The 21,553-nt window shown below is 71.9% G+C and carries 13 protein-coding genes; 6 read left to right on the top strand and 7 right to left on the bottom strand.

Annotated elements, in window-relative coordinates; all coding sequences use genetic code 11:
* The coding region (locus tag ACFXMF_RS26530; protein ID WP_380020812.1) for a BTAD domain-containing putative transcriptional regulator at positions 1-2,167 on the bottom strand (2,167 nt) is incomplete at its 3' end.
* A 275-nt stretch (positions 2,168-2,442) separates the two neighbouring features.
* Between ACFXMF_RS26530 and ACFXMF_RS26525 the strand changes: the two genes are divergently transcribed.
* Complete coding sequence (locus tag ACFXMF_RS26525) at positions 2,443-3,963, top strand: FAD-dependent monooxygenase (protein ID WP_360306786.1); 1,521 nt, start codon at positions 2,443-2,445, stop codon at positions 3,961-3,963.
* 61 nt (positions 3,964-4,024) lie between these two features.
* Positions 4,025-4,687: a GDSL-type esterase/lipase family protein gene (locus ACFXMF_RS26520; protein ID WP_360306789.1), complete on the top strand. Its 663-nt coding sequence runs from the start codon at positions 4,025-4,027 to the stop codon at positions 4,685-4,687.
* Between the two features lie 18 nt (positions 4,688-4,705).
* Here the strand turns inward: ACFXMF_RS26520 and ACFXMF_RS26515 are convergent, their stop codons facing one another.
* On the bottom strand, positions 4,706-5,428 hold the full coding sequence (locus ACFXMF_RS26515; protein ID WP_360307181.1) for a VOC family protein: 723 nt from the start codon (positions 5,426-5,428) through the stop codon (positions 4,706-4,708).
* Between the two features lie 138 nt (positions 5,429-5,566).
* Positions 5,567-6,262, bottom strand: coding sequence for an SDR family NAD(P)-dependent oxidoreductase (locus ACFXMF_RS26510; protein ID WP_360306792.1), 696 nt, complete (start codon positions 6,260-6,262; stop codon positions 5,567-5,569).
* A 90-nt stretch (positions 6,263-6,352) separates the two neighbouring features.
* Here ACFXMF_RS26510 and ACFXMF_RS26505 point away from each other — a divergent pair, with 90 nt between their 5' ends.
* A complete protein-coding gene (locus tag ACFXMF_RS26505; RefSeq protein WP_360306795.1) occupies positions 6,353-6,958 on the top strand; it encodes a TetR/AcrR family transcriptional regulator in 606 nt (201 codons plus the stop codon).
* Between the two features lie 162 nt (positions 6,959-7,120).
* Here ACFXMF_RS26505 and ACFXMF_RS26500 read toward each other — a convergent pair whose 3' ends face one another.
* The 4 genes from ACFXMF_RS26500 to ACFXMF_RS26485 form a co-directional block, all read right to left on the bottom strand.
* A complete protein-coding gene (locus ACFXMF_RS26500; protein ID WP_379992804.1) occupies positions 7,121-7,477 on the bottom strand; it encodes a hypothetical protein in 357 nt (118 codons plus the stop codon).
* Positions 7,478-7,641: 164 nt separating this feature from the next.
* Positions 7,642-8,583, bottom strand: coding sequence for an RICIN domain-containing protein (locus ACFXMF_RS26495; protein ID WP_380017866.1), 942 nt, complete (start codon positions 8,581-8,583; stop codon positions 7,642-7,644).
* A gap of 46 nt (positions 8,584-8,629) precedes the next feature.
* Complete coding sequence (locus tag ACFXMF_RS26490; protein ID WP_360306803.1) at positions 8,630-11,254, bottom strand: right-handed parallel beta-helix repeat-containing protein; 2,625 nt, start codon at positions 11,252-11,254, stop codon at positions 8,630-8,632.
* Complete coding sequence (locus ACFXMF_RS26485; RefSeq protein WP_379989827.1) at positions 11,251-19,560, bottom strand: hypothetical protein; 8,310 nt, start codon at positions 19,558-19,560, stop codon at positions 11,251-11,253. The genes ACFXMF_RS26490 and ACFXMF_RS26485 overlap by 4 nt, the downstream gene beginning before the upstream one ends.
* A gap of 24 nt (positions 19,561-19,584) precedes the next feature.
* Between ACFXMF_RS26485 and ACFXMF_RS26480 the strand changes: the two genes are divergently transcribed.
* The 3 genes from ACFXMF_RS26480 (at position 19,585) to ACFXMF_RS26470 (ending at position 21,549) form a co-directional block, all read left to right on the top strand.
* Positions 19,585-20,772 carry a serine/arginine repetitive matrix protein 2 gene (locus ACFXMF_RS26480; RefSeq protein ID WP_379989828.1) on the top strand — a complete coding sequence of 396 codons (1,188 nt, stop codon included), beginning with the start codon at positions 19,585-19,587 and terminating at the stop codon, positions 20,770-20,772.
* A gap of 82 nt (positions 20,773-20,854) precedes the next feature.
* Entirely contained in the window at positions 20,855-21,163 is a 309-nt protein-coding gene (locus tag ACFXMF_RS26475; protein WP_360306811.1) for a hypothetical protein, read from the top strand.
* A gap of 50 nt (positions 21,164-21,213) precedes the next feature.
* On the top strand, positions 21,214-21,549 hold the full coding sequence (locus ACFXMF_RS26470; protein ID WP_360306814.1) for a WXG100 family type VII secretion target: 336 nt from the start codon (positions 21,214-21,216) through the stop codon (positions 21,547-21,549).
* Positions 21,550-21,553 lie beyond the last annotated feature (4 nt).

The following is a 21,553-nucleotide window of genomic DNA, read 5'->3' as shown; positions in this document are numbered from 1 at the left end:
AGATGGTGTTGAGCAGCAACATCCCCTCGGCGATGTCGCGCTGCACGCTCGGCCGTTCGGCCGGCAGCGCGACCGCCTCGCCGAGCCAGTAGGCCGCGTCGCGCTGCCCACCGGACATCTGCCAATACCAGGTCAGGTTCAGCGCGAGCCCGATCGCACCGCCGGCATCGCCGAGGTCGCAGAGGTGGCGCAGGGCGGCGAGCACGTTGTCGTACTCGGCGCGCAACACGTGCAGTGCGTCGAGCTGCCCGGGGCCGCGCAGCAGCGGGTCCTGCCGGGCGACCAGGTCGGCGAAGCCACGAGCGGCCAGGCCCCGCACCCCGGTCAGCACACCCTGCTCGGCCAGGCGCGCCAGGCCGTACTCGCGGATCGTCTCCAACATTCGGTATCGGCCGGTGTCCGGCGCGAGCTGCACCAACGACCGGTCGACCAGGCCGGCGAGCAACTCCGGGACCTCGCCGGCCGGCACCGCGGTGCCGGCACACAGCGCGGTGGCCGACACCGGCGTGACGCCGCCGGGCAGGACCGAGATGCGCTCCGCGACCGTACGCGCGTCGGCGCCGAGCAGGTCCCAGCTCCACGCGATGACCGCCCGCAGCGTGCGGTGCCGGGGGAACGCGGACCGGTTGCCGGTGCCGAGCAGGCGGAACCGGTCGGACAGCCCGGCGGCCAGGTCGGCCGGCGAGAGCGTACGCAGGCGGGCCGCGGCCAGTTCGAGCGCGAGCGGCAGGCCGTCCAGGCTGCGGACGATGCGCAGCACCTCGCCGCGGTTGTGCTCGTCGACGTCGAAACCGGGCCGCACCGCCGCCGCCCGCTCGGTGAACAGGCGCACCGACGCGGTACGGCGGGCCTGCTCGACGTCCGCGTCCGCCGCGGGCAGGGCGAGCGGGCCCAGTGGGACCAGCGCCTCGCCGTCGATCGCCAGCGGCTCCCGGCTGGTGGCCAACACCCGCAGGTCGGCGCAGCGGCTCAACAGCGCAGAGAGCAGGTGCGCGACGGCGTCGATCAGGTGTTCGCAGTTGTCCACGACGAGCAGGGTTTCCCGGCCGCCGAGCAGCTCGGCGAGCACGGCCGGCTCGCCGGCCGGGTCGTCGCGCAGCTCGGTCGAAGCCTCGAACAGCGCCGGGCCGCGCAGCCCGAGCGCGGCGAGCAGCGCCGCGCCGACCTCGGCCGGCTCGGTGACCGCGGCGAGGTCGATCAGCCAGGCACCCCCGCGGTACTCGTGGTGGTGGCGGCGGGCGGCCTCGACGGCGAGCCGGGTCTTGCCGGCGCCGCCCGGACCGAGCACGGTGACCAGACGCCCGCCGGCCAACAGTGCGTCGATCCGGGCGAGGTCGTCGGCCCGCCCGACGAAGCTGGTCAGCGGCGTGGGCAGGTTGCTCGACCGCGGCTTCCTCGTGAGGTCGGGCGCGGGTCGCTCGGCGCGCAGCAGGCGCAGATGGCGTTCGCGCAGGGCGGCGCCCGGGTCGGTGCCCAGGATGTCGGCCAGGGTCGCGCGGACCTGCTCGTAGACGGCCAGGGCATCGGCTTGGCGACCCTGGGCGGCGAGCGCGTCCATGAGCAGCGCGGCGGCCCGCTCGTGCCCGGGGTGCTCGGCGAGCAGGGCGGTCAGCCGGGCGGCGGCCGCGTCGGCAAGGCCCAGGGACAGCTCGGCGGCGGCGAGGTCGGCGACGGCCTCCACCGAGGTGTGGGCCAGCCGGGTCGCGGCCGCGGGTGCCACCGCGGCGACGGCGGCGGGCTCGGCTCCGGGACGGTCGCCCCACAACTCCACGGCCTCGCCGAGCACGGCCGCCGCGGCATTCGCGTCACCGGTGCGCAGGCGGTCCCGGCCGGCCGCGGCGAGCTGCTCGAATCGCAGCGCGTCCACGTCGGCCGCGGCCAGGTCCAGCCGGTAGCCGCCCGCGACCCGAGCGACGTCGCCGGCCGAGCCGAGGATCCGACGCAGCCGCGAAACGAGTGCCTGGAGGGCGTGGGCGGGGCCGGCCGGCAGGTCCTCGGCCCAGATCGCGTCGACCAGGACACCCTCGTCGACCGCGCGCCCGCCGGCGAGTGCCAGCCGGACGAGCAGCGCCCGCAACCGCGCACCCGGAACGGGCAGCGCGGCACCACCACGCGATGCCCGAACGGCACCGAGCAGCGTGACGCGAAGCCGCGCACCCCCGTCCATCCGCCGATCCTTGCGCGCGCACCGTCGAGTCACCAAATCAGGGCGGCGAGCGAGCCTTTCGCCCATGTACAGGCGGCGCTTCGTGCGCGGCTGCCTTCGTATGCGGGCGGTTCCGCGCGGGCGCTTCGTGCGCGGGTGCCTTGCGCATGGCGGTTGTCCGGGCGGTACCCCGGGTGTGCCGCCCATGTCAGCGCCGTGTGTGCCTCGTGTGAGCGGCCCGGGTCAGTGTGTGCATGCCTCCGAGAACAGGACGGGGAGGCAGGAAGGGAGTTCTCGTGCATGACGTAGTGATCGTGGGGGCCGGCCCGGTGGGTCTGCTCCTGGCCTGCGAGTCGAGCCTTGCGGGCTGCTCGGTGCTGGTGGTCGAGCGGGATCCGGAACCCCGCTCCCCGTGGAAGGCGGACCCGCTCGGCATGCGGGGCCTGTCGGCCGCGTCGGTCGAAATCTTCCACCGCCGAGGGATGTTGCGTGCGCTCCTGGCGGCGTCGGGCATCGACGAGGATCCCGACGCGAAACCCGACGCGGACGAGCCGTCACCCCCTCGTGGCGTGGGCCACTTCGCCGGGATGATGCTCGATCCGGCCGACGTCGACGTCGCCGCCCTGCCGTTCCGGCTTCCCGGCCCGGCCGCGGACGGCGTGATGACGACTCTCGAAGCGGTCGAGGCGGTGCTGTCCGAGCGGGCGGCCGAGCTCGGCGTGGAGGTCCGGCGCGGCGTCGCGGTCTCCGCGATCGCGCAGGACGACGAGAGCGCGGTCGCGCGAGCCGGCGAGCACGAGTACGCCGCGCGCTGGGTCATCGGCTGTGACGGCGGACGCAGCGCGGTGCGCGGGCTCGCGGGCTTCGACTTCGTGGGCAGCGAGCCGCAGTTCACCGGCTACGTCGTACTCGCCGACATCGCCGATCCGGAAAAGTTGCGCCCCGGGTTCCATCCGACGCCGACCGGCATGTACCTGCGGACGCCCGCGGCCGGGTACATCGGCATGCTGGAGTTCGACGGCGGCGCGTTCGATCGTTCGCGGCGGCCGACTCGCGAGCATCTGCAGGCGGTGCTGCGCCGGGTATCGGGCACCGACGTGACGCTGAACGACGTGCATCTCGTGTCGAGCTTCACCGATCGGGCCAAGCAGACGACGACCTATCGGCAGGGGCGCGTCCTGCTCGCGGGCGACGCCGCCCACATCCACTCGCCCCTCGGTGCACAGGGACTCAACCTCGGCCTCGGCGACGCGGTGAACCTGGGTTGGAAACTCGCGGCGACCGTGCACGGACACGCGCCGGACGGCCTGCTCGACACCTACACCCGCGAGCGCCATGCGATCGGTGCGGGAGTGCTCGACTGGACGCGCGCCCAGGCCGCGGTGATGAAGCCGGACCCGCACGCCCGGGCGATCCAGGGTGTGTTGCGCGACCTGCTCGGGACACGCGACGGCACGACCTACGTGTTCGAGAGGTTGTCGGGATCCTCGAACCGCCACGACCTCGGCGGCGAACACCCGCTGGTCGGCCGCAACGCCCCGGACTTTCGGCTCCGGGACGGCACTCGCCTCGGCGACCTGATGCGGGACGGACGAGGCGTCGCACTCGACTTCGGCACCGACCGGCCCCTGCACGGCGCGGAGATGGGCCGGGAGAGCCGGATCCGGTACGCGGCCGGTCCGGCGTGCAACGACCTCGGCCTGGGCGCGGTGCTGGTCCGTCCCGACGGCGTGGTCGCCTGGGTGGGTGATCGCGACCCGGATCGCGGTGCGTTCGAGCAGGCCGCCGACCGGTGGTTCGGTGGCCCGGAAGCCTGAAGGCGCGCGAACCCACCACCGACGCGAGATTTCCATTCCCCACGCATTTCAAGGAGCGCACATGACGATCACCCTCCGGCCGGGCAGCACCGTGATGTTCACCGGCGATTCGATCACCGACTGCCAACGGTCGGCCGGCGAGCAGGGTCTCGGGTTCGGCTACCCGCTGCGGGTCGCGGGCGAGTGGGGATTCCGGCGCCCGGACCGGGCCGTGACCTGGCTGAACTCCGCGCAGGCGGGCGACAAGGTGTCGGACCTCGAATCCCGTTGGCAGGCGGACGTGCTCGACGCGCGCCCGGACGTGCTGTCGATCCTCGTCGGCATGAACGACGTCGGTTGGCACACCTACGCCCCGGACGGCCACGTGATCTCCGCGCAGGACTTCGCCGCCGGCTACGACCGTCTGCTCGCGCCCCTGGCCGAGGCCGGCGTGGACCTGATCCTGATTGAGCCGTTCCTCCTGCCGATCAGCGGTCCCGTCGAGGTCGGCGACATGCGACTCGGCGCGGACGTGCGGCGGGAGTGGCGCGCCGACCTGGACCCGAAGATCCAGGTCGTGCGCGAACTCGCCCGCAGGTACGGCGCGCATCTGCTCGCCGCCGACGGCATGTTCGCCGAACTCGCCGCGACGACCGGGGCAAAGTACTGGGCCGCCGACGGTGTGCATCCGACGCCGGCCGGGCATGCCGCGCTCGCGGCGGCCTGGCTGCGCCTGGTCGGGTGAGCGGGCCGGGCCGGTCGGTCAGCGGGGCGTCGCCACGGTGAACTCGTTGCCGTCGGGGTCGAGCATCGTCACCCGGCCGGTCTCGTCCGGCGCGGGGTCGACCAGGGTCGCGCCGAGGGCGAGCAGCCGGTCGACCTCCGCCCGGTGATCCCCGTCGGCGGGTGTGACGAGGTCGAAGTGCAGGCGGTCCCGGCCGAGCCTGGGCATCAGCGGCGGGCCACCCCAGGTGATCTTGGAACCGCCGAGCGGCGAGCGGATCGCGGTCTCCTGGTCCTGATCCCAGACCAGCGGCCAATCCAACGCCTTGCTCCAGAAGTAGCCGACCTCCTGCGAGCCGTCGCAGGACACCGCGCCCAGGAAGCCGCAACCGGCGAGGAACTCGTTGCCCGGCCGGATGACGCAGAACTCGTTGCCCTCGGGGTCGGCGAGCACCACGTGACCCTCTTCCGGGCGTTGGCCGACATCGGTGTGCCGTGCGCCGAGTTCCAGCGCCCCGGCCACGGTTTGCCGCTGGTCCTCCGGGGAGGTACTCGTCAGGTCGAAGTGCAGCCGATTCTGGCCCGCCTTCGGCTCCGAGGTCGGCCGGAACCGGATGCGGAACCCGGTCCCGTCACCGGGCAGGAGCGCGACGCCCTCGTGCGGATCGTCGATCATCTCCCGATCCAGGACTCCGGACCAGAAGCGCGCGAGCCGCGCCGGTTGGTTCGCATCGAAGCAGACCGCAAAGAGTTGACAGGTCATTCCCTGGTATCCCCGTTCCACCGACCGACCGTGCCGACCGGGCGCCGAGCAGGCGCCCGCCGGGCGGCAGCCTAGAGGCGAGCCGGCGTCGCCGCATCCGAGTATTCGCGGCGCGGCGCCGGTGCCCCGGCCGGAGGTCTACCACGGGACGGTCTCGCCGTGGCGGTCCAGGAACCGGAGGCCGGGGGCGCCGGCCTGTGCCTCCAGGACGTCGACGACGGCCGGGATGCTCTCCTGCGGGGCGAGTGGCGCGTCGAATCCGCCGAGCCGGGTGCGGTTGTGGCCGGGGTCGATCAGCAGCTTGGTGTGTCCGTCGTCGGCGTGGCGGGTGGCGTAGCTGCGCATCAGTTGGTTGAGTGCGGCCTTGCTGGCCTTGTACAGCTCGTAACCGCCCTCGGTGTTGCGCGAGACGCTGCCCTGGTCGGAGGACATGACCGCGACGGTTCCGCCGGGCGCGACCAGTGTGCGCAGGGCTTCGAGCGTGTGCAGCGGGCTCAACGCGTTGGTGACCATCACCTCGGTGAACATGTCGGTCGAGACCCGGTCGATCGGCAGGTCGCCCCGATCGATCGCGGCGTTGACGAAGAGCAGATCCAGGGAACGGCCCGTCAACCGCTCGCGCAGAGCGGCCGGCTGTGCGGGGTCCGTCATCTCCAGAGGTTCGATTTCGAGCCGCCCGTTCCAGGCATCGGCACGTGCTTGCAGCTCGCCGCCGTCCCGGCGGGTCGTGGCGATCACCTGCCAACCGCGTCGGGCGAGTTCGTCGGCGAGGACGAGTCCCAGTCCTTGTGAGGCTCCGATGACGAGGGCGTGGCGATCGGACGTGGTGGACACATGCACTCCTTCGTGGTGGGAGTCTCAGTCTAGACGCAACGTCGCGTCTAGACAATCGCACGGGCCTCGCCGGCGGATATCGTGTCCCACATGCCAGTCGCGAACACTCAGCCCCGCAGGCCGCGCTCCGGCAACCGGCGCGACGAGACCGCCCGGTTGGCCGTGCTGCACGCCGCGGACGATCTGCTCGTCGAGCACGGTTTCCGCGCGCTGACCGTCGAGGCGATCGCGCGGCGGGCCGGCGTCGCCAAGCAGACGATCTACCGCTGGTGGCCCTCGAAGGTCGAGATCCTGCTCGACACGCTCATCGAGGACAGCGACAAACGTTTTCCCATCCCGACGGGGCAGGCCACGGCGGCGAACATCCGTGACTACCTGGGCGACTTCGCGCGATTCGTCACCGACGACCCCGCCGGCAAGGTGCTGCTCGCGCTCCTTGCCGAGGCACACCACGATCCCGACACCGCCGAGCGCCTGCGCGAGCGCTACCTCGGTCCACGCCGCGACCGGGAACTCGACCTGCTCGCCCGCGCCGTCGACGCCGGCGAGATCGCCCCCGAACTCGACCCGGACGCCGCGCTCGACGCCCTCGTCGGCCCGATCGTCTATTGCGCCCTGACGGGGTCGGGCATCCCCGTCACACTGGTGGACACCCTCGTCCGGGCCCTGCTCAGGCCGGCGCCGCGCCCGCATTGAGCACGCACGGAATCGGTGGCACCGGATCCGGCCGCGACTCGACGGCGATCGGGGGCCGCGATGTCGATGTCGAATGCGGGGACGACGCGTCGCGCCCGGCCGACACGCTGTGGATGCGGCGCGTCGGCCGGGCGAGTGGGCGGGTCCGGGGGTGAGGCGGGGTCAGCCGCCGCAGTCCCAGGTGTAGTTGGCCGGGCCGCCGGTGGAGTCCCAGCGGAAGCGCTTGGTTTCGCCGGGGGCGAGGTATTGGCATTCCGGGTCGGGCCAGCCCGAGACCTGAACGCTCACGTTCACCCGGCGTCCGCAGTCGTTGCGGACGTCCGCCCAGCGCCAGGTGGGAAATCCGACGTGGGTGTCCTGGGCGACGATGGGGGCGCACTCCAAGGGCTCCGCGTCGGGCGCGGCGGCGGTGGCGGTGGCGGTGGGGGTGCAGAGTGCGAGGGCGGCGGTGGTTGCCAGGGCGAGGGCGGTGGCCGACGCCAGGGTTGCTCGCCGGTGGGAACGGTTGGGAGTACGCATGGTTGCCTCCGGGGCGGGATGTGGCTCTCCTGGTGGGAGCACACGTCCAGAATCCCCGGATCGGGTAACCGGGTCATCACGCACGGGAACGAACGAGCCGTACATCGATGTGCGTAGGGTCGCCACCCGGATGGCCTCATCCCGGTGGCGGCCCCGCTACCGGGTCAGCCGCGTTGCCAGACCTGGTTCGCGCCGTAGTGGCAGGGGTGCAGGCGGATCGCCGCGCCGTCGTTGGATTTGAAATCCCAGATGTCGGCGCACATGCCGGCGTTCTTCGTGAAGATGTAGGTGCCGACCAGGACGAACTGTTGGGCGGGATTGCCGCTGCAATAGGCGAGTTGGACGACGGTGCCCTTCGCGGTGGAACCCCAGGCCGCGTCCATGCACAGGCCCTTGGTGCGGATCGTGCCGTCCGAGCGGATGTCCCACTTCTGATTCGCGTTACCGTTGCACGACCACAGGACCAGCGGCGTACCGTCGGAACCCGCCGACCCACTCAGGCATTTGCCGGTGGACGGGTTGCGCAGCGGGTTGCCCGGGACGTTCGGCGGCGGAGCGGGCGGTGCCGCCGGGGGCGCGGCGGCCTTGGGCCGGGCCGTGGTGGGTTGGGCCGCGGGCACCTGCCGGGGCGCATCCGGTTTCGTCGCGGGCTGTTCGGCCGCGGGGGGCCGTGCGGCGGCCGGCGCGCCCGGGCCGGCCGCACCGGGCGTCTCGGGGCCGGCGGGCACCTCGGGAGCGCCACCCGAGGGCGGCGTCGCCCCGCCGCCCGTCGGTGACGCGGCGGTGGGTGAGCCGGACGATCCGGGCGAACCGGTCACCCCCGGCAGGCCGACCACCCCCGGACCCCCCGTCGACGCGCCCCCCGGCGCCCCTGCGGCGGCGGCCACCGTCCGGCCGGCCGCCGCGTTGCCACCCGAGCCGTTCGGGGCCACGGCCACGGCCAGCGTGGTGACCGCGGCGATGCCCGCGGCCGAGCCGAGGGACACCCACACCCGACGCCCCGGCAGCAGACCGCGCCGGGGACGGGCCGGGCGGCGGGCGTACACCTGCGCCAACGAGGGCGCCGACGAACCGACGTGCGCGCCGGTGTCGTTGGGGTCGGACACGAGATCTCCTTCATGGGCACGGTGCTGACGAGGGGGGCGTGCGCGGTCAGTCGGAGCCGACCGGTTGCGGCAGGTCGACCTCGTCGAGGAGGACCAACTGCCGCGCGTCGGGTGTATCGATCTCGGCCATCCGCATGGCCTGACGTTCGGTCATCTGCTGGAACACCTGCCGCGCTGTGCGGCCGTTGCCGAACTGCGCGCCACGCGGCATCGCGGCGAACAATTCGCCCAGCGCCTTGCGTGCGGGGACGCCGAGTTCGTAGCGGTGCCGACTCGCGTGGTGCTCGACGATGCGCACCAGGTCGTCGGCCGAATAGTCGTCGAACAACAGGCTGCGGGTGAACCGCGAGGACAGACCCGGGTTCGACGCGATGAACCGCTCCATCTCGCCCGGATATCCGGCGACGATCACCACGACCTCGTCCCGGTGGTCCTCCATCAATTTGACGAGCGTCGCCACGGCCTCGCCGCCGAAGTCGTTCGCGACACCGGCGGGCACGAGGGCGTACGCCTCGTCGATGAACAACACGCCGCCGCGCGCCCGGTTGAACGACTCGGTCGTCTTCGGCCCGGTGTGCCCCACGTATTCGCCGACCAGGGCGCTGCGGTCGACCTCGACCAGGTGGCCGCGCTCCAGCAACCCGAGCGCCTTGAGCAGCCTGCCGTACAGGCGCGCGATGGTCGTCTTCCCGGTGCCCGGGTTGCCCGCGAAGACCAGATGCCGGCTCAGCGGCGGTGCGGGCAGACCGGCCTCCTGCCGCATGCGGACCGTCTGCATGAGCTTGACCATGCCGCCGACATCGCGCTTCACGCCGCCCAGGCCCACGAGTTCGTCGAGTTCGGCGAGCAGGTCGTCCAGGGTCTCCGGCGGCGGCGGAGCCTCGCCCAGTTCGGCCAGATCGACCGACACCGGCGCCGGCGCGGCGGCCGACGCGCCGGCCGGGGCGAGGCCGCCTCCCGGGGCGGCCGGCTCGCGCGGCGACCGGGGGGATCCCGGCGACTGGTCGGGCAGCGACGAGGCGACCACCCGGACGGACACGCACTCCTCGAACACCGCACGGGCGCCCTCGGCGTAGCCGACGTCCCGCGCGCAGTCGAAGACCCGGCAACCGACGAACCTCGGCTCGGCGTCGCGGCCGATGTGCAGGGCCGGGTACGCGCAGGCCGACAGGTCGCTGTGTTCGATCACCCCGCGCGCGCCCGCACCGAACAGGATGCCGTTCTTCCCGGTCCCGTCCACCCGGATGCCGCGCACCGTCGGCTCGGCGCCCTGCCCCACCACCAGCCCGCTGCCGCCGACCGCGAAGACGCCGCCGCCGTCCATCCGCAGCCGGGCGCCGGAGTCGACGCTGACCCCCGCGCTGCCCGTCTCGGCAATCCGCGTCGCATACAGCGCGGCGACCGCGTCGGTCCCGATCTCGACGCCGGTCCGGCGTTGTCCGCTCACCACACACTCGCGCAGTTCGCATTCCGCCGACGAGCGCAGCCGTACCCCCGTCTCGCCGCCCTCGACCCGGGAGGCGCGCATGGTCAGCCGGGCCTCGTCGGCCACGTGCACGCCGCACATGTCGGCCCCGCCGACGGTGCTGTCCAGCACCTCCGCCTCGGCGTGGGCCACCACCGCGAGGCCGTGTTCGTCGCTGCCGTCGAGCCGGCAACCGCCGATCCGGGCCCGGGCGTTCTCGCCGAGGTGGACCGCGGTGAATCCGGTACGGGCGACCAGCGTCGCGGTCATCGTCACCTCGGACACGCCGAGGGCGACCACGCCGTTGCCGGCCGGCGAGTCGATCCGGCAGCCGTGCGCGGTCAGTCGCGCCGCGCCGCCGCCGGCGATCGCGCTGCCCTTGGCGTCGGTGATCCGGCAGTCGACCAGGTGCACCCGGGCCTCGTGGTCGGCCTGCACGCCGCTGCGCCCGGCCTCGCGGATCCGGCAGTCGTCGAGGCGGAGTTCGCCGCGCTCCTCGACCAGGACACCGTTGCGCCCGGCGCGATCGAGCGTGCTGTCCCGGGCGGACAGCCGCGCGTCGCCGCGCACTCGCAACGCCGAGCCGGAGGTGTCGCACACCCGCAACCGATCGGCGATCAGCACCGCGTGGTCGGACAGCGCCACGCCGATGCCGTCGATGGTCTCCACATCCGTGTCCTCGACCCGGGCCCGGGCGTCGCCGGCCAGGACCAGGGCCCCGTGCCGGGCGCCGTGCAGCCGGCTTCGGCGCAGCAGCAGGACGCCACCGCCGGTCGGATCGCCGAGGTCGGCCGCCAGGGTGTCGGCGAAGCCGAGCGCGGCGTTGCGCGCGGCGCCGGCCGCCGTCGCCGAGCCGACCACGTCCACCCGGCCGCGGTCGAGTTCGCACCCGTCGAGCGTCAGGCCCGCAGCGTCCTCCACCCGGACCACCGGCTCGGCCGGGTCGGCGCCCCGCAGCACGAGGCCGCGGACCAGGCAGTCGGGGGCGGCGACGGTCAGCGCGACGCCGGCGGGCGCGCGCAGCACGACGGTGCCCTCGCCGTGCTCCGGGCGCAGGATCACGCGCCGCTCCAGCCGCAGGTTCTCGGTGTACTCGCCGGGCGCGATCAGGATCTCGGCGCCGGCGGGCGCGCCCGCGAGCGCGGCCGCGATGGTGCGTCGGCTCCGGCGGCTCGTGGGGTCGACGTGGATTGCCGCGGTGCTCATCCGGTACCCGTTCCCGATCCTGGCAGTAGGTTGTCGGACGACGTCCCGTCCGGCACGTGCCCGATCAGGCGCACGGTCGCGGGACCGAGTACCAGCAGGCCGACGAGCTTGTCGACCATCTTGCCCAGGGCGCCGATCAGGAAGATGTCCATCGGACCCTGTCGGTGCACCCACCGACTGCCGATCGAGTGCTGGACCAGGGCCCGGAGCGCGCCGACCGAGACGGTGCCCAGCACGCCGCCGACACTGGACGCCAGACCGGCCAACGCGGCGTCACCGCCGGTGAGTCTGATGATCGCGCCGTCGGCGCCGCGGACCCCGAAGAGCGCGGCCTGCGACGCGCCGCTGACGAACCCGGCCAGGGTGCCGACGCCGAGGCCGACTGCGAACTCGTAGGTGCCGCCGCGCCAGCGGACCGGGCGCTCGTTCGCCCCCCACTCGGTGGGCCAACTGTCGTCGTTGGGCCGCCAACTCCCCGGCTGCCCGTAGTCGATGTTGGACCAGTGCACCTTCCAGCCGCCCCGGTTGGCCGACAGGTGCGCCGCCGAGACGGTGCCCCTGGTCATCGAGCTCAACGCGGCGCCGAACGCGGCGCGTCCGACGTCGATCATGCTCAATCCGTTGCCGGAGAGCACCCGGACCATGGACAGCACGACGAGGTTCACGGTGAAGTCGAGCAGGAACTCGTGCCCCATGTCGATACCGATGGACTCGATCGCCCGCAGGACGAACGGCTCCGGGACCGCCTCGCCGTCGACGGACGGACCGTAGCCCCAGCGGTTCGGCTCGCGGTAGGTGCGGTTCAGGCCGCGGTATTCGTTGGCCAGGCCGGTGAAGTGGGTCTCGCGACCGATGACGACACCGCCGTTGGCGTCGTATTCGTGGATGTATCCGGGGATCGTGCGCTCGTTGATGACGGTGATGCCGTCGACGTCGTAGCGCCGCGCGTGCTTGTTGAAGTTGTTGATCTCCGCGAACGTGTCGTCCGAGAGCCGGATCTTCACCTGCGCGAGGATGCCCTGGTCGGACTCCTGCCACAGGTGCCGGTTGAATTGGGTGGCGGGGGTGGGTCGGAAGTCGCGCACCCGGAACGGGCTGTCGGTGAAGAAGTCCCGGAAGGCGTTGGTGCGTTTGCGCGCCGGGATCTCCTGGACGACCTCGTGGTCGAGGCCGGCGATCCGGTCGGACCACCGGGCGCCCTTCGTCCAGCCGGGGAGCCGGTTTCCGTTCGCGTCGAACCAGTGCCGGATCCGGTCGCCCACGCCGTTGCCGAAGTTCATCACGTTGTTGTCCGCGTCCAACTTGTTCCAGTGCCAGACCTCGTTGCCCCCGGCGTCGAGACCGCGCCATCCCTGCACGCTCAGGCCCTCGCCGAGTTGTCGGTGATCGCGGATCAGGTTGCCCGCCGCGTCGAAGTCCTGGAACGACTCGCGGTCGAAGTGCAACCGGGTGATCTGCGTCTTGAACGCGGTGATGCGTTTGCCGCCGACGCCGGGATCGGCCGCGTCGTGCCACCGGAACTCGCCCGGGTTGCGCCCCATGGTGCCGACGATGTCGAGGTGTCCCCTCCCGTCGGGCGTGGGGAAGGAGTCCGAGCGGGAGACGACCATGCCGTGGTGGTCGTACCGGGTCCAGTCGCCGGCGTGCGCGTCGATCAGGCCGCGGGTGTTCGGGCCAGGCTCGCCGGCACCTCCGGCGGGCCTGGGCCGGTAGTCGATGAAGGTGCCGTCGGAGAAGCCGGTGCGGACCACCCGCCACTCCTTGGTGCCGGGGGAGTACCAGTTGCCGTCGGCCAGGTCGTCGGTGATCCGGTCCTGCCAGGTGATCTGCCGAGTGCCCGTGCCCGGGGTCACCACGAAGTCGCCCTCGACGAACGTGCGGTGACCCTGCAGGCCGCCGACGCCCTCGGACCAGGGCAGGTAGCCGGGGCGGTGGGCCACCTGCGCCCCGGCTACGTCGGGCAGCCGGACGTCGCCGACGGTGAGGGTGGCGCCGTTGCGCAGGGTGCGGGTCTCGCGGACGATGTCGCCGCCCCGCCCGACGTCGATCACCGTCTTGTTGTTGGTGATGAACTGCACGCCGTACGTCTTGGGGCCGCCGGCCGCCGGCTCCTGGCTCCAGGTCCCCACCCGCAGCCGGTTGTCGTGGGCCAGCCACGGGTGCCGGGTGAGGTCGGTGGCGCGGAACTCGGCGCTGAACAGGTTGCGGAAGAACACCGGGGGTCGCTGCTCGGCGAAACGCTCGAACATGAGGAAGTCGCCGTTGTGCAGGGTCTTGCCGAGCCCGTTGACGTTGCCGTCGGCGTGGCGGGAGACCCAGTCGCGCTTGGGCACGCCGCCCGGGTCCAACTCGACCTGGTGGTAGCGGCGTACGTCGTGCAGACCGGGTTGGAAGCGGCCGAACTTCTTCTGGACGGTGACGATCTCGTTGGTGAGCGGGTGGTGCATGTTGTCGGTCCAGCCGCGGCCGGGACCCGAACTCCAGTGCCGGTCGCCGGACGCGATCGCCCGGAAGTCGGCGTCGAACCGCACCCACCTGGTGTCGGCGGCGAACCCCTGGGTCGCCGGCAGATGGCGCAGGTCCGCCAGCACGTGCCCGCCGTCCGCGCTGAGCTGGAAGTGCCGGACCCGCACGTCGAAGCCGAGCACGCTCTCGACGTCGAACCAGCTTCGGGTGCTCTCCCCCCAGTGCCGGGTGCCGTCGTGCACCAGGTTGCCGTTGATGTCGAACTCGGCCCACCGGCCGCGCTGATTGAACCGACTGAAGGTGCCCAGCGACGCGGACGAGTGGTGCGCGTCGAGGATGCCGCCGTCGGGCAGTGTGCGCCGTTCGAACACGGTGACCTGGAGGTGGCTGATCAGGTGTACCCGGCCGGCGCCCGCACCCTTCGGGTCGACCGGGCCGCCCTCGAACCACTTGCGCGGGCCCGGCGTGGGCACGTGCAGGCCGTGCGCGTCGGTGCGTATCAGCGACCACGCGCCGTCGCCGCCCGCCGGGTACGTGATCTCGAAGTGTCGGTTCGGGTCGATTCCGCCTCGGGCGCCGACGATGTCGATGCGTTGGAACTCCAGGCGCCCGCCCGCGTCGAACCGCTGGAACTCGCCGGTGCGCGCGCCGATGCCGTCGATCCGGTAGCCGCCGCCGGGTTCCGGAGTCGCCCGCAGGCCCGGGAGCGGGTCGAGATGGCCGTCGAGGACCCGCAGGTTGCCCGTCGCGATGTTCAGGAAGCGGGTGTGCTCGGGGCTGCCGATCCGGGCGTCGGACAGGGGGATCGTGTCGAACCGGTGGGCTCCGGTGCCGTCGTTCACCCGGAACACGGTGATGTTGCCGTCCCCGTGCGGGACTTGGTGCGGCGTCACGTGGAAGTCGAGCCCGCCGGTTCGGCCGAACAGACGGAACTCGCCGTCGGCGCCGCCGACATGGAACCCGCCGCCGGGGCGGGTGTGCACGGTGCGGTTCGCGATGTCGGTGAGGCCGTCGTCGACCAGGGTGTGTGCCCCGCCCGGGTGCACTCGGACCAGTTCCGGCAGTTCGGCACCGCCGGCCCCGGTCAGGCGCAATACCTGGAACTCGAACGCGCCGGTGCCGGAGAAGCCCCGCAACATCCCGGTGGCGGCGTCGGTGACCCGGAGCGTGCCGTCGGGACGACCGACCACCGTGAACCCGAGGTTGCCGCCGTCGGCGCCCTTGACCAGCGGCAGCGGACCGGGTGCCGCCGCTCCGGCGACCGGGACCGGGGCGAAGACGAACTCGTGGGTCGGGGCGCCGTCGGCCCCGCGCAGGCCGACCACGTCGAAGCGGTGCGCGCCGTGCATGTCGACGATGATGTGGTCGGTGCCGTCGCCGACCCGGAAGCCGGCACCGGGCGTGCCCGCCCGACGCACGAAGCCCTCGGTCGTGATCCCCGGCTGGGGTACGACGTGCGTGTTCGGGACGGCCGCGAGGTGTCCGTCGACGAGCGTGCCGTCCCGGCCGTCGAAACGCACGAACCGGCCCTCGAACGGGCCGCCGCGCAGGTGGGTCGCGTCGTGGCGGTGCACGCCGTCGAGACCGTGCGTGGCGAACGACCCGTCGGGGTCGGTGAGCCGCAGCTCGCCGCCGACCCGGGTGACGGTGAGGTTCGGGTCGGGTACCCCGCCCCGGTCGCTCGGATGCGGCACCGGCACGTCCGGGGTGCCCACCGGGGTGTGCACGAACCGCCCGGGCCCGTGACCGCCGGTCAGCCCGAGGACGTCGTGGGTATGCGCGCCCGCGTCGTTCACCACGATCGTGCCCTCGGGGTGATGCACGAGGTATCCGCCGCCGTGCTGCCGGACGACGTCGGTGTTCGGCACGATCCTGCCGTCGCCGTGCGCGAGTTGCGGCAGCCCGCCGGGGTGGTCGGGCAGCCGGATGAAGCCGCCCGGCGCGCCGCCGCCGGTGAGTGGCAGGGCGTCGTGCGAGTGGGCACCCCCGGGCGTGTGCACCTGCACCACGTGCGGCTGCCCGGCGGTGCCGGTGACGTGGAACGTGTTGTCGACGGTGCGCACGGCCGCGGTCGTGGTCGGCGCGCCGTCGCCCGCGCGCAGGTGCGGCAGTCGGTTCGGTCCGCCGACCGGGGTGAACACGTGCAGACCCGTCGTGGCGCCGTTGGGGGTGGTCAGGGTCACCACGTCGTGGGCGCGGGCGCCGCCGGCGTCCACGTGGAACCGGCCGCCGCCGTGCCGGATCCGGAACTCGTTGCCGATCTGGCGGATGACTTCGGTGTCGGGCACCGGCCTGCCGTCGGCGTGCGCCAGTTGGGGCGTGCCGACGTGCGGCGAGCGGATGTGGCCGCCGGCCACGGTCGATCGGTCGATCCCGGTCAGCGGCAGCGAGTTGTGCGAGAAGCGGCCGTCGGCGCCGAAGACCCGCACGCTCGGGCCGGTGCCGGTCGGGACGACATGGAGCATGCCGCCGGCGTGTTCCGGTACGGAGACGACGCCGAGGGTGCGGCCGGCGTCCGCGCCGACCAGGGCCCGGGCGCCGCCGCCGTCCGGGGTCAGCACGTGCAGCGCCAGCGGGCCGTCCCTGCCGATCAGGCGCAGGCCGGTGCCCGACGGCGTGCCGGTCGCCGGGTCGTAGAGCCGGAAGCCGCCGGGCGTGGGGACGACGATGCCCGCGTCGACGACCCGCACGGGCGGAGCGTCCGGGTCGGTGTGCAGGAGGTTGCCTTCGCCGTCGATGTGGGTGACGCCCAGGATTCGGTCGTTCGGGTCGACCCGGATCGCGACCAGGGTGTCGTCGTGCTCGCCGCCGGTGAGGGTGATGCGCCGTTCGATGCGGTCGAGCCGCCCGCCCTCGGCCGAGAGGTCGAAGTCCCAGCGGCGGACCTCGACGTTCGGCACGACGGACTGCTCGACGCGCGCGATGTGGTTCCCGGTCGGACCGATCAGGCGCGGGACGTTCGGGTGCGACGCGTCCGGACCGCCGGCGATCCGGATGCCCTCGATGCCGCCACCGTCGCCGACGCGGTATTCGAGGTGTGCGCCGGACAGCCCCGGGATGTCGACGACACGCGGGCCCGGCCCGGCGACGGCGGGCACGGTCGACCCGGTGGTCGTGGTGTGCACGAGTTGCGGGGTGGGCAGCGTGGTCAGCTCGATGGCCTGCCCGGGGACGGGGCCGGTGACCTGGGCGTCGATGATCTGGTCGTCGAGGAGCCGATGGTTGTTCGCGGCGCTGAGTTCGTAGTCCCAGCGGTGCGTGCCGCCGTCCCCGAGGGCTCGTTCGATCCGCAGCACCTCCTGGTCGCCGACGGTGATGTGGGTCGCGGAGAGGTCGGCGCGACCGCCGGGATCGATGTGGATGTCGACGGTACGGCCGGCCTGTGTGCTCGGCAGGACCCGTACCTCGACGCCGTTCAGGCCGGGGATGGTGCCGAACGTGTGCGCGAAGTCGTACTGCACGCCGTGCATCATGAACACGTTCAGGTTGTGCGCCGCCCCGTTCGCCGGGACGAGGTGCGCGCCGCCGGCGAGGCCGCCGGGCATCGCCGGGACGCCCGGCAGGCCGCCCGGCGTCGCGTGGACCGGCACCGCGCCCGACGACGGGCCGCCGAGGAGCACCCGGCTGCCGTTGACGTCGATGTGTGTGCCGGCGCCGCCGAGGCCCTGGACGCCCTTGACGTCGACCGCGTTCGCGCCGGGCCCGACGAGCGAGGTCTCGCCGTCGACGCGCAGTCCGCCGAGGTGGGGCGTGTTCACGTCGGCCAGGTGGATCGGGGTGCCGGTGTGGGCGGTGGCCACGTGCGCGACCGCGGGCAGGCCGCCGACGTTCGGCGTCGCGACGTGCCCGAGGGCGCCGACGGCGGTGACCGAAGGGGTGACGATCTGGCCGGTGTTCGGGATCGCGCCGACGTTCGGCGTTTGGATGTGCGTGGTGAGCGGGAGCGCGCCGACCCCCGAGACGTTGACGTGCGGCAGGGCCGGCGTGGACACGTCCGGCATCGCGACGTGGCCCGGTTGGGGGAGGGCGACGGTGCCGAGGCCGTCGAGTCCGGTGTGCGCGCTCGTGGCGGGCGTGGGCAGGTCGTGCACCAGTGCGCTCGATCCGGGCAGGCCCAGTTGCATCCTGTTGGCCACGCCGGCGCCGACGGTGTCCAGGTTCGGGATGCTGATGTGGCCGAGCGCGGGCGGCAGCGCGTTGACCCCGGTCGCGCCGAGGCCGGTGATCCCGTGCGGGACGGAGATGTTTCCGGCGAGGTGCGTCAGGCCCGACCCGGTGAACGAGAACGAGGGGATGTCGGCGATCCTGGCGCCGATTCCGGGCAGGTGCGTGAGCGCGTTCAGTCCGCCCATGTCGTCGAGGAAGGTGCCCAGGCCGGGGAAGTTGCCGGCGTGGAAGCCGGTGCCGAACGTGTTCGGCGACGGCAGATCGATCACGTCGAATCGGCCGAACCCGTTGGTGAACTTCGTGGACAACGACGGCATGTCGAACGCGCCGCCGAGCGGACCCATGTGCACCGAGTCGAAGCTGCCGAGGTGCACATTGGGCAGCTTGACCAGCTCGCCGCCGTGCCCGAACGCGTTGAACCCGGCGTTCGCGCCGGCGGAGATCTTGGAGCCCGCACCGATGAACTTGCCGTCGATGAAGGCCCCGTAGCGGTACATGCCGAACATGCCGCGGTCGATGAAGCCGATCCGGAAGGCGAGCCCGAGGCCCTTGCCCATCTCGTCGGCCGCCACCGGCAGGAACAGCCGCAGCCCCTTGAAGCCGCTCAGGCCGTTCGCGATCGAGGTACCGAGATTCTTGAACGCGTTGATCGTGCTCGCCACCGCGCGCAGGCCGAAGAACGTCTTGGCGCCGGCCAGGTTGATCACGGTCAGCTCGGCGCCGAGCGGGAAGAACTTGATGCCGTTCCCGAGGTTGCCGCCCAACTTCCCGATGCCGGGGATGTGGGTCAGATTGGGACCGATTCTGAGTCCCTGCGCGCCGCCCCTGATCCACGCACCCGCCGCGGCCACCGCGTCGTCGATGCCCAATCCGACCCGACCGAACAGACCGAACGAATTGGCGCCGCCGGTGAAGAAGTTCTTGGTGCCGATGATCCCCCGGCCGCCGGCGCCCTTGATGCCGGTCCACAGGGCGCCCAGGCTCAGGCCCTTGGTGGTGGGCGAGATCATGCCCAGGATGCCCAACACGAGCTGGGTGACGGACGCCTTGCCGTGCGCGAAGTCGATCGCGGTCTTGATCAGGAGCGCGACGTTGAGGGCGATGCTGAGCAGCGCCAGCGGGCCGCCGACGAAGATCGCCGGAATGGCCAGGATCATCGCGATCCAGCCGAGCGCCTTCCAGAACTCCTCGCACTCGTCCACGGGGGAGGCGATGGACTGGCCGGCGGCGATCATCTTGCGCGCGGCGGTGTCGGCCGCGGCGGCCAGGACGGACTTGGCGTCCGTGGCGGTGGCCTTGTGTGCGGCCCTGCCCTCCTCGTCGTCCGCGGCCAGCGCGGCGGCGGCGGACAAGGCGGTGTCCGCGCGGTGTTGCTCGTGGCGCATGACCCCGACGTAGAGGGTCAGGGCGCTGCGGACGTCCTCGTGGGCCTTGCGGAACGTGGCGATGTAGTCGCGCAGATTGCCGTCGATCACGCCCCGCAGGGCATCCGCCGTCTTGCCGACGAAGATCGTGCTCGACGTGTTCTTGACCTCGGTCAGACCGTTGTCGATGTCGCGCGAGAGTTCGACGAACGCGAGCTCCGCGGCGATCACCCGGTCGATCCGGTCGGCGTCGCCTGGAGTGGGATCACCGTCGAGGCCGAGCGCACTCCAGTCCCCGGGACGAGCCATCGAAGCGCCTCTCTCGCTCGATTCGTGCAACCACGGCGCTCTTTTGTACGCGCTTTCGGTTCGCCGGGTTCATTCTTCCTCGCGACAATCTCGATTGAACCCCCGATGGATGTGACGCGTACAGAAATGGGAGTGGTTCGCAGCGCGGGCGCACCACGCGAGTCGGGCGAGGGACAGGAGATCCGAATGGCGGATTTCGCCATCGACTACACCAACCTGCACGAGATCAACACGAAGCTGAGAAACCTTGCCAATCAGGCAGATTCCGGCTCCGGCGGGGCATTTCGTGAGCTGGGCGAGGCGGGTGCCGCCGAACGCCGGGCCGCGCTGGGCACCTCCGGCCTCTCGACCGCGTTCAACAGCTTCTATCACCATTCGAGATCCCGCACCGCCAAGGCCAAGGAGGGCTTGAACAAGCTCGCCGACAACTTCAAGGCGGTGTCCGACCTCTTCTTCGACGAGGACGCGAGGATCTCCGGTGGAGCGGGTCTGATCACCGCCGGCCTGGGACTCGACAAATGGCGCAACGCCAAGGCCGCGCACGACAAGTGGCTCGCCGACAAGGCCAAGTGGGACGCCTACCTCGCCTCGATCGGCGCCACCGAATACTTCCGCGCCCACCCGGACGAGACCATCCGGCACGTCTGCCACGACCCGGAGGCGCCCGCGTGGTGTGCCGCCTGGATCGCCAAGGGCGAGGACGGCACGCCCGTCAATCCCGGCGAAGAGCCGCCCAAGCCCGATGACAAACCGCCGACTTCGTTTCACTACGAGGACAAGAACGGCAAGATCGACGTCAGCGTCGAATTGGACAAGAACAACAACATCATCAAGGAGACGTCGACGATCACCAATCCGCAGGGGCAGAACTACGAGACGACCACGACGTACAAGGGCCCCCCGGAAATGGTCGAGATTCCGGACGGCGACGACAAGGGCGACGAGCCGGACAAGATCGACGTCCGTGACTACACGATCACCACCAAGATGAGCGACGGCACCACGGCCACGTCCGATTTCACCATCGAGAAGGACGGCAGCGGGACCATGATCAGCCATTCCGGGAAGACGACCGAGCACTACATCCGTGACGGACCCAGGGGCGAGTGGCGGCGCGATCCCAAGTTCGCCGACGCGGACGCCTCCTCCGGCAAACACGAAAAGCCGGACCGCAACGTGGGCAAGCCGCCGCCCGGCGGCCGCGTCGACTGAGCCGCGCTCCGCCGGCCGCCGACGTTCCTGTTCCCGTCTCCGCTTCCGTTCCCGCTTCCGCTTCCGTTCGAGGAGATTCGCCATGGGCGCCAACATCAAACTCAGCTACGCCGAGATCACCCGGGTGTCCAACCTCTTGGACAACAGCGTCGAGCACACGCTCGTGCCCCGGATGAAGGAGGCCAAGGCCGAGGTCGACAGTCTGCTGACCACCAACCTCGTGCTCGTCAAGGCCAGCCCGGCCCTCCAGGCCCAGTACGACAAGTTCAGCGTCGCGCTCACCGCCGCGACCGAGAGCATCAAGGGCTACGCGCAGCAGTTCCGGCAGATCATGCAGTCGGTTCAGGACATGGACAAGGACATCGCCGACAAGGTGCACTCCTCCCAGTAGCCGCCCGTCCACGCGTCGCCACCCGACAACCGACCCCTTCGGAGGACCCGATGGCCGACATCAAGATCGATTACGACGAAATCCGCAGCGCGGCCACACGGATGGGCACCAAACTGACCGACATCTCCAACGAGCTCGACAATCTGCAGACCCAGGTCGCCAATCTGCTCCACGACGGCCTGGTGTTCGAGAAGGCCAGCCCCGCCTTGCAGGAGGCGTACCGCACCTTCAACGAGCAGATGAAGAACTCGGCGAGCAACATCCACGCGTATGCCAAGAACTTCACCGACATCGCGGACTCGCTGAACACCTCCGACACCAAGCTGATGGGCGACATCAACACCGCCATCGCGAAGATGAAGGCCGACGCGGCGGCCCACAAGTAGCCGC

Source organism: Embleya sp. NPDC059213 (assembly GCF_042754445.1).
Lineage (GTDB): Bacteria > Actinomycetota > Actinomycetes > Streptomycetales > Streptomycetaceae > Embleya.
Note: the sequence above shows the minus strand (reverse complement) of the source record. Positions and strands in the feature narration are given on the sequence as shown.

Coding starts and splice junctions, on each gene's coding strand:
- ACFXMF_RS26520 (WP_360306789.1), top strand. CDS start 4,025: ATGACGATCACCCTCCGGCCGGGCAGCACCGTGATGTTCACCGGCGAT.
- ACFXMF_RS26515 (WP_360307181.1), bottom strand. CDS start 5,428: ATGACCTGTCAACTCTTTGCGGTCTGCTTCGATGCGAACCAACCGGCG.
- ACFXMF_RS26505 (WP_360306795.1), top strand. CDS start 6,353: ATGCCAGTCGCGAACACTCAGCCCCGCAGGCCGCGCTCCGGCAACCGG.
- ACFXMF_RS26500 (WP_379992804.1), bottom strand. CDS start 7,477: ATGCGTACTCCCAACCGTTCCCACCGGCGAGCAACCCTGGCGTCGGCC.
- ACFXMF_RS26490 (WP_360306803.1), bottom strand. CDS start 11,254: ATGAGCACCGCGGCAATCCACGTCGACCCCACGAGCCGCCGGAGCCGA.
- ACFXMF_RS26485 (WP_379989827.1), bottom strand. CDS start 19,560: ATGGCTCGTCCCGGGGACTGGAGTGCGCTCGGCCTCGACGGTGATCCC.
- ACFXMF_RS26475 (WP_360306811.1), top strand. CDS start 20,855: ATGGGCGCCAACATCAAACTCAGCTACGCCGAGATCACCCGGGTGTCC.
- ACFXMF_RS26470 (WP_360306814.1), top strand. CDS start 21,214: ATGGCCGACATCAAGATCGATTACGACGAAATCCGCAGCGCGGCCACA.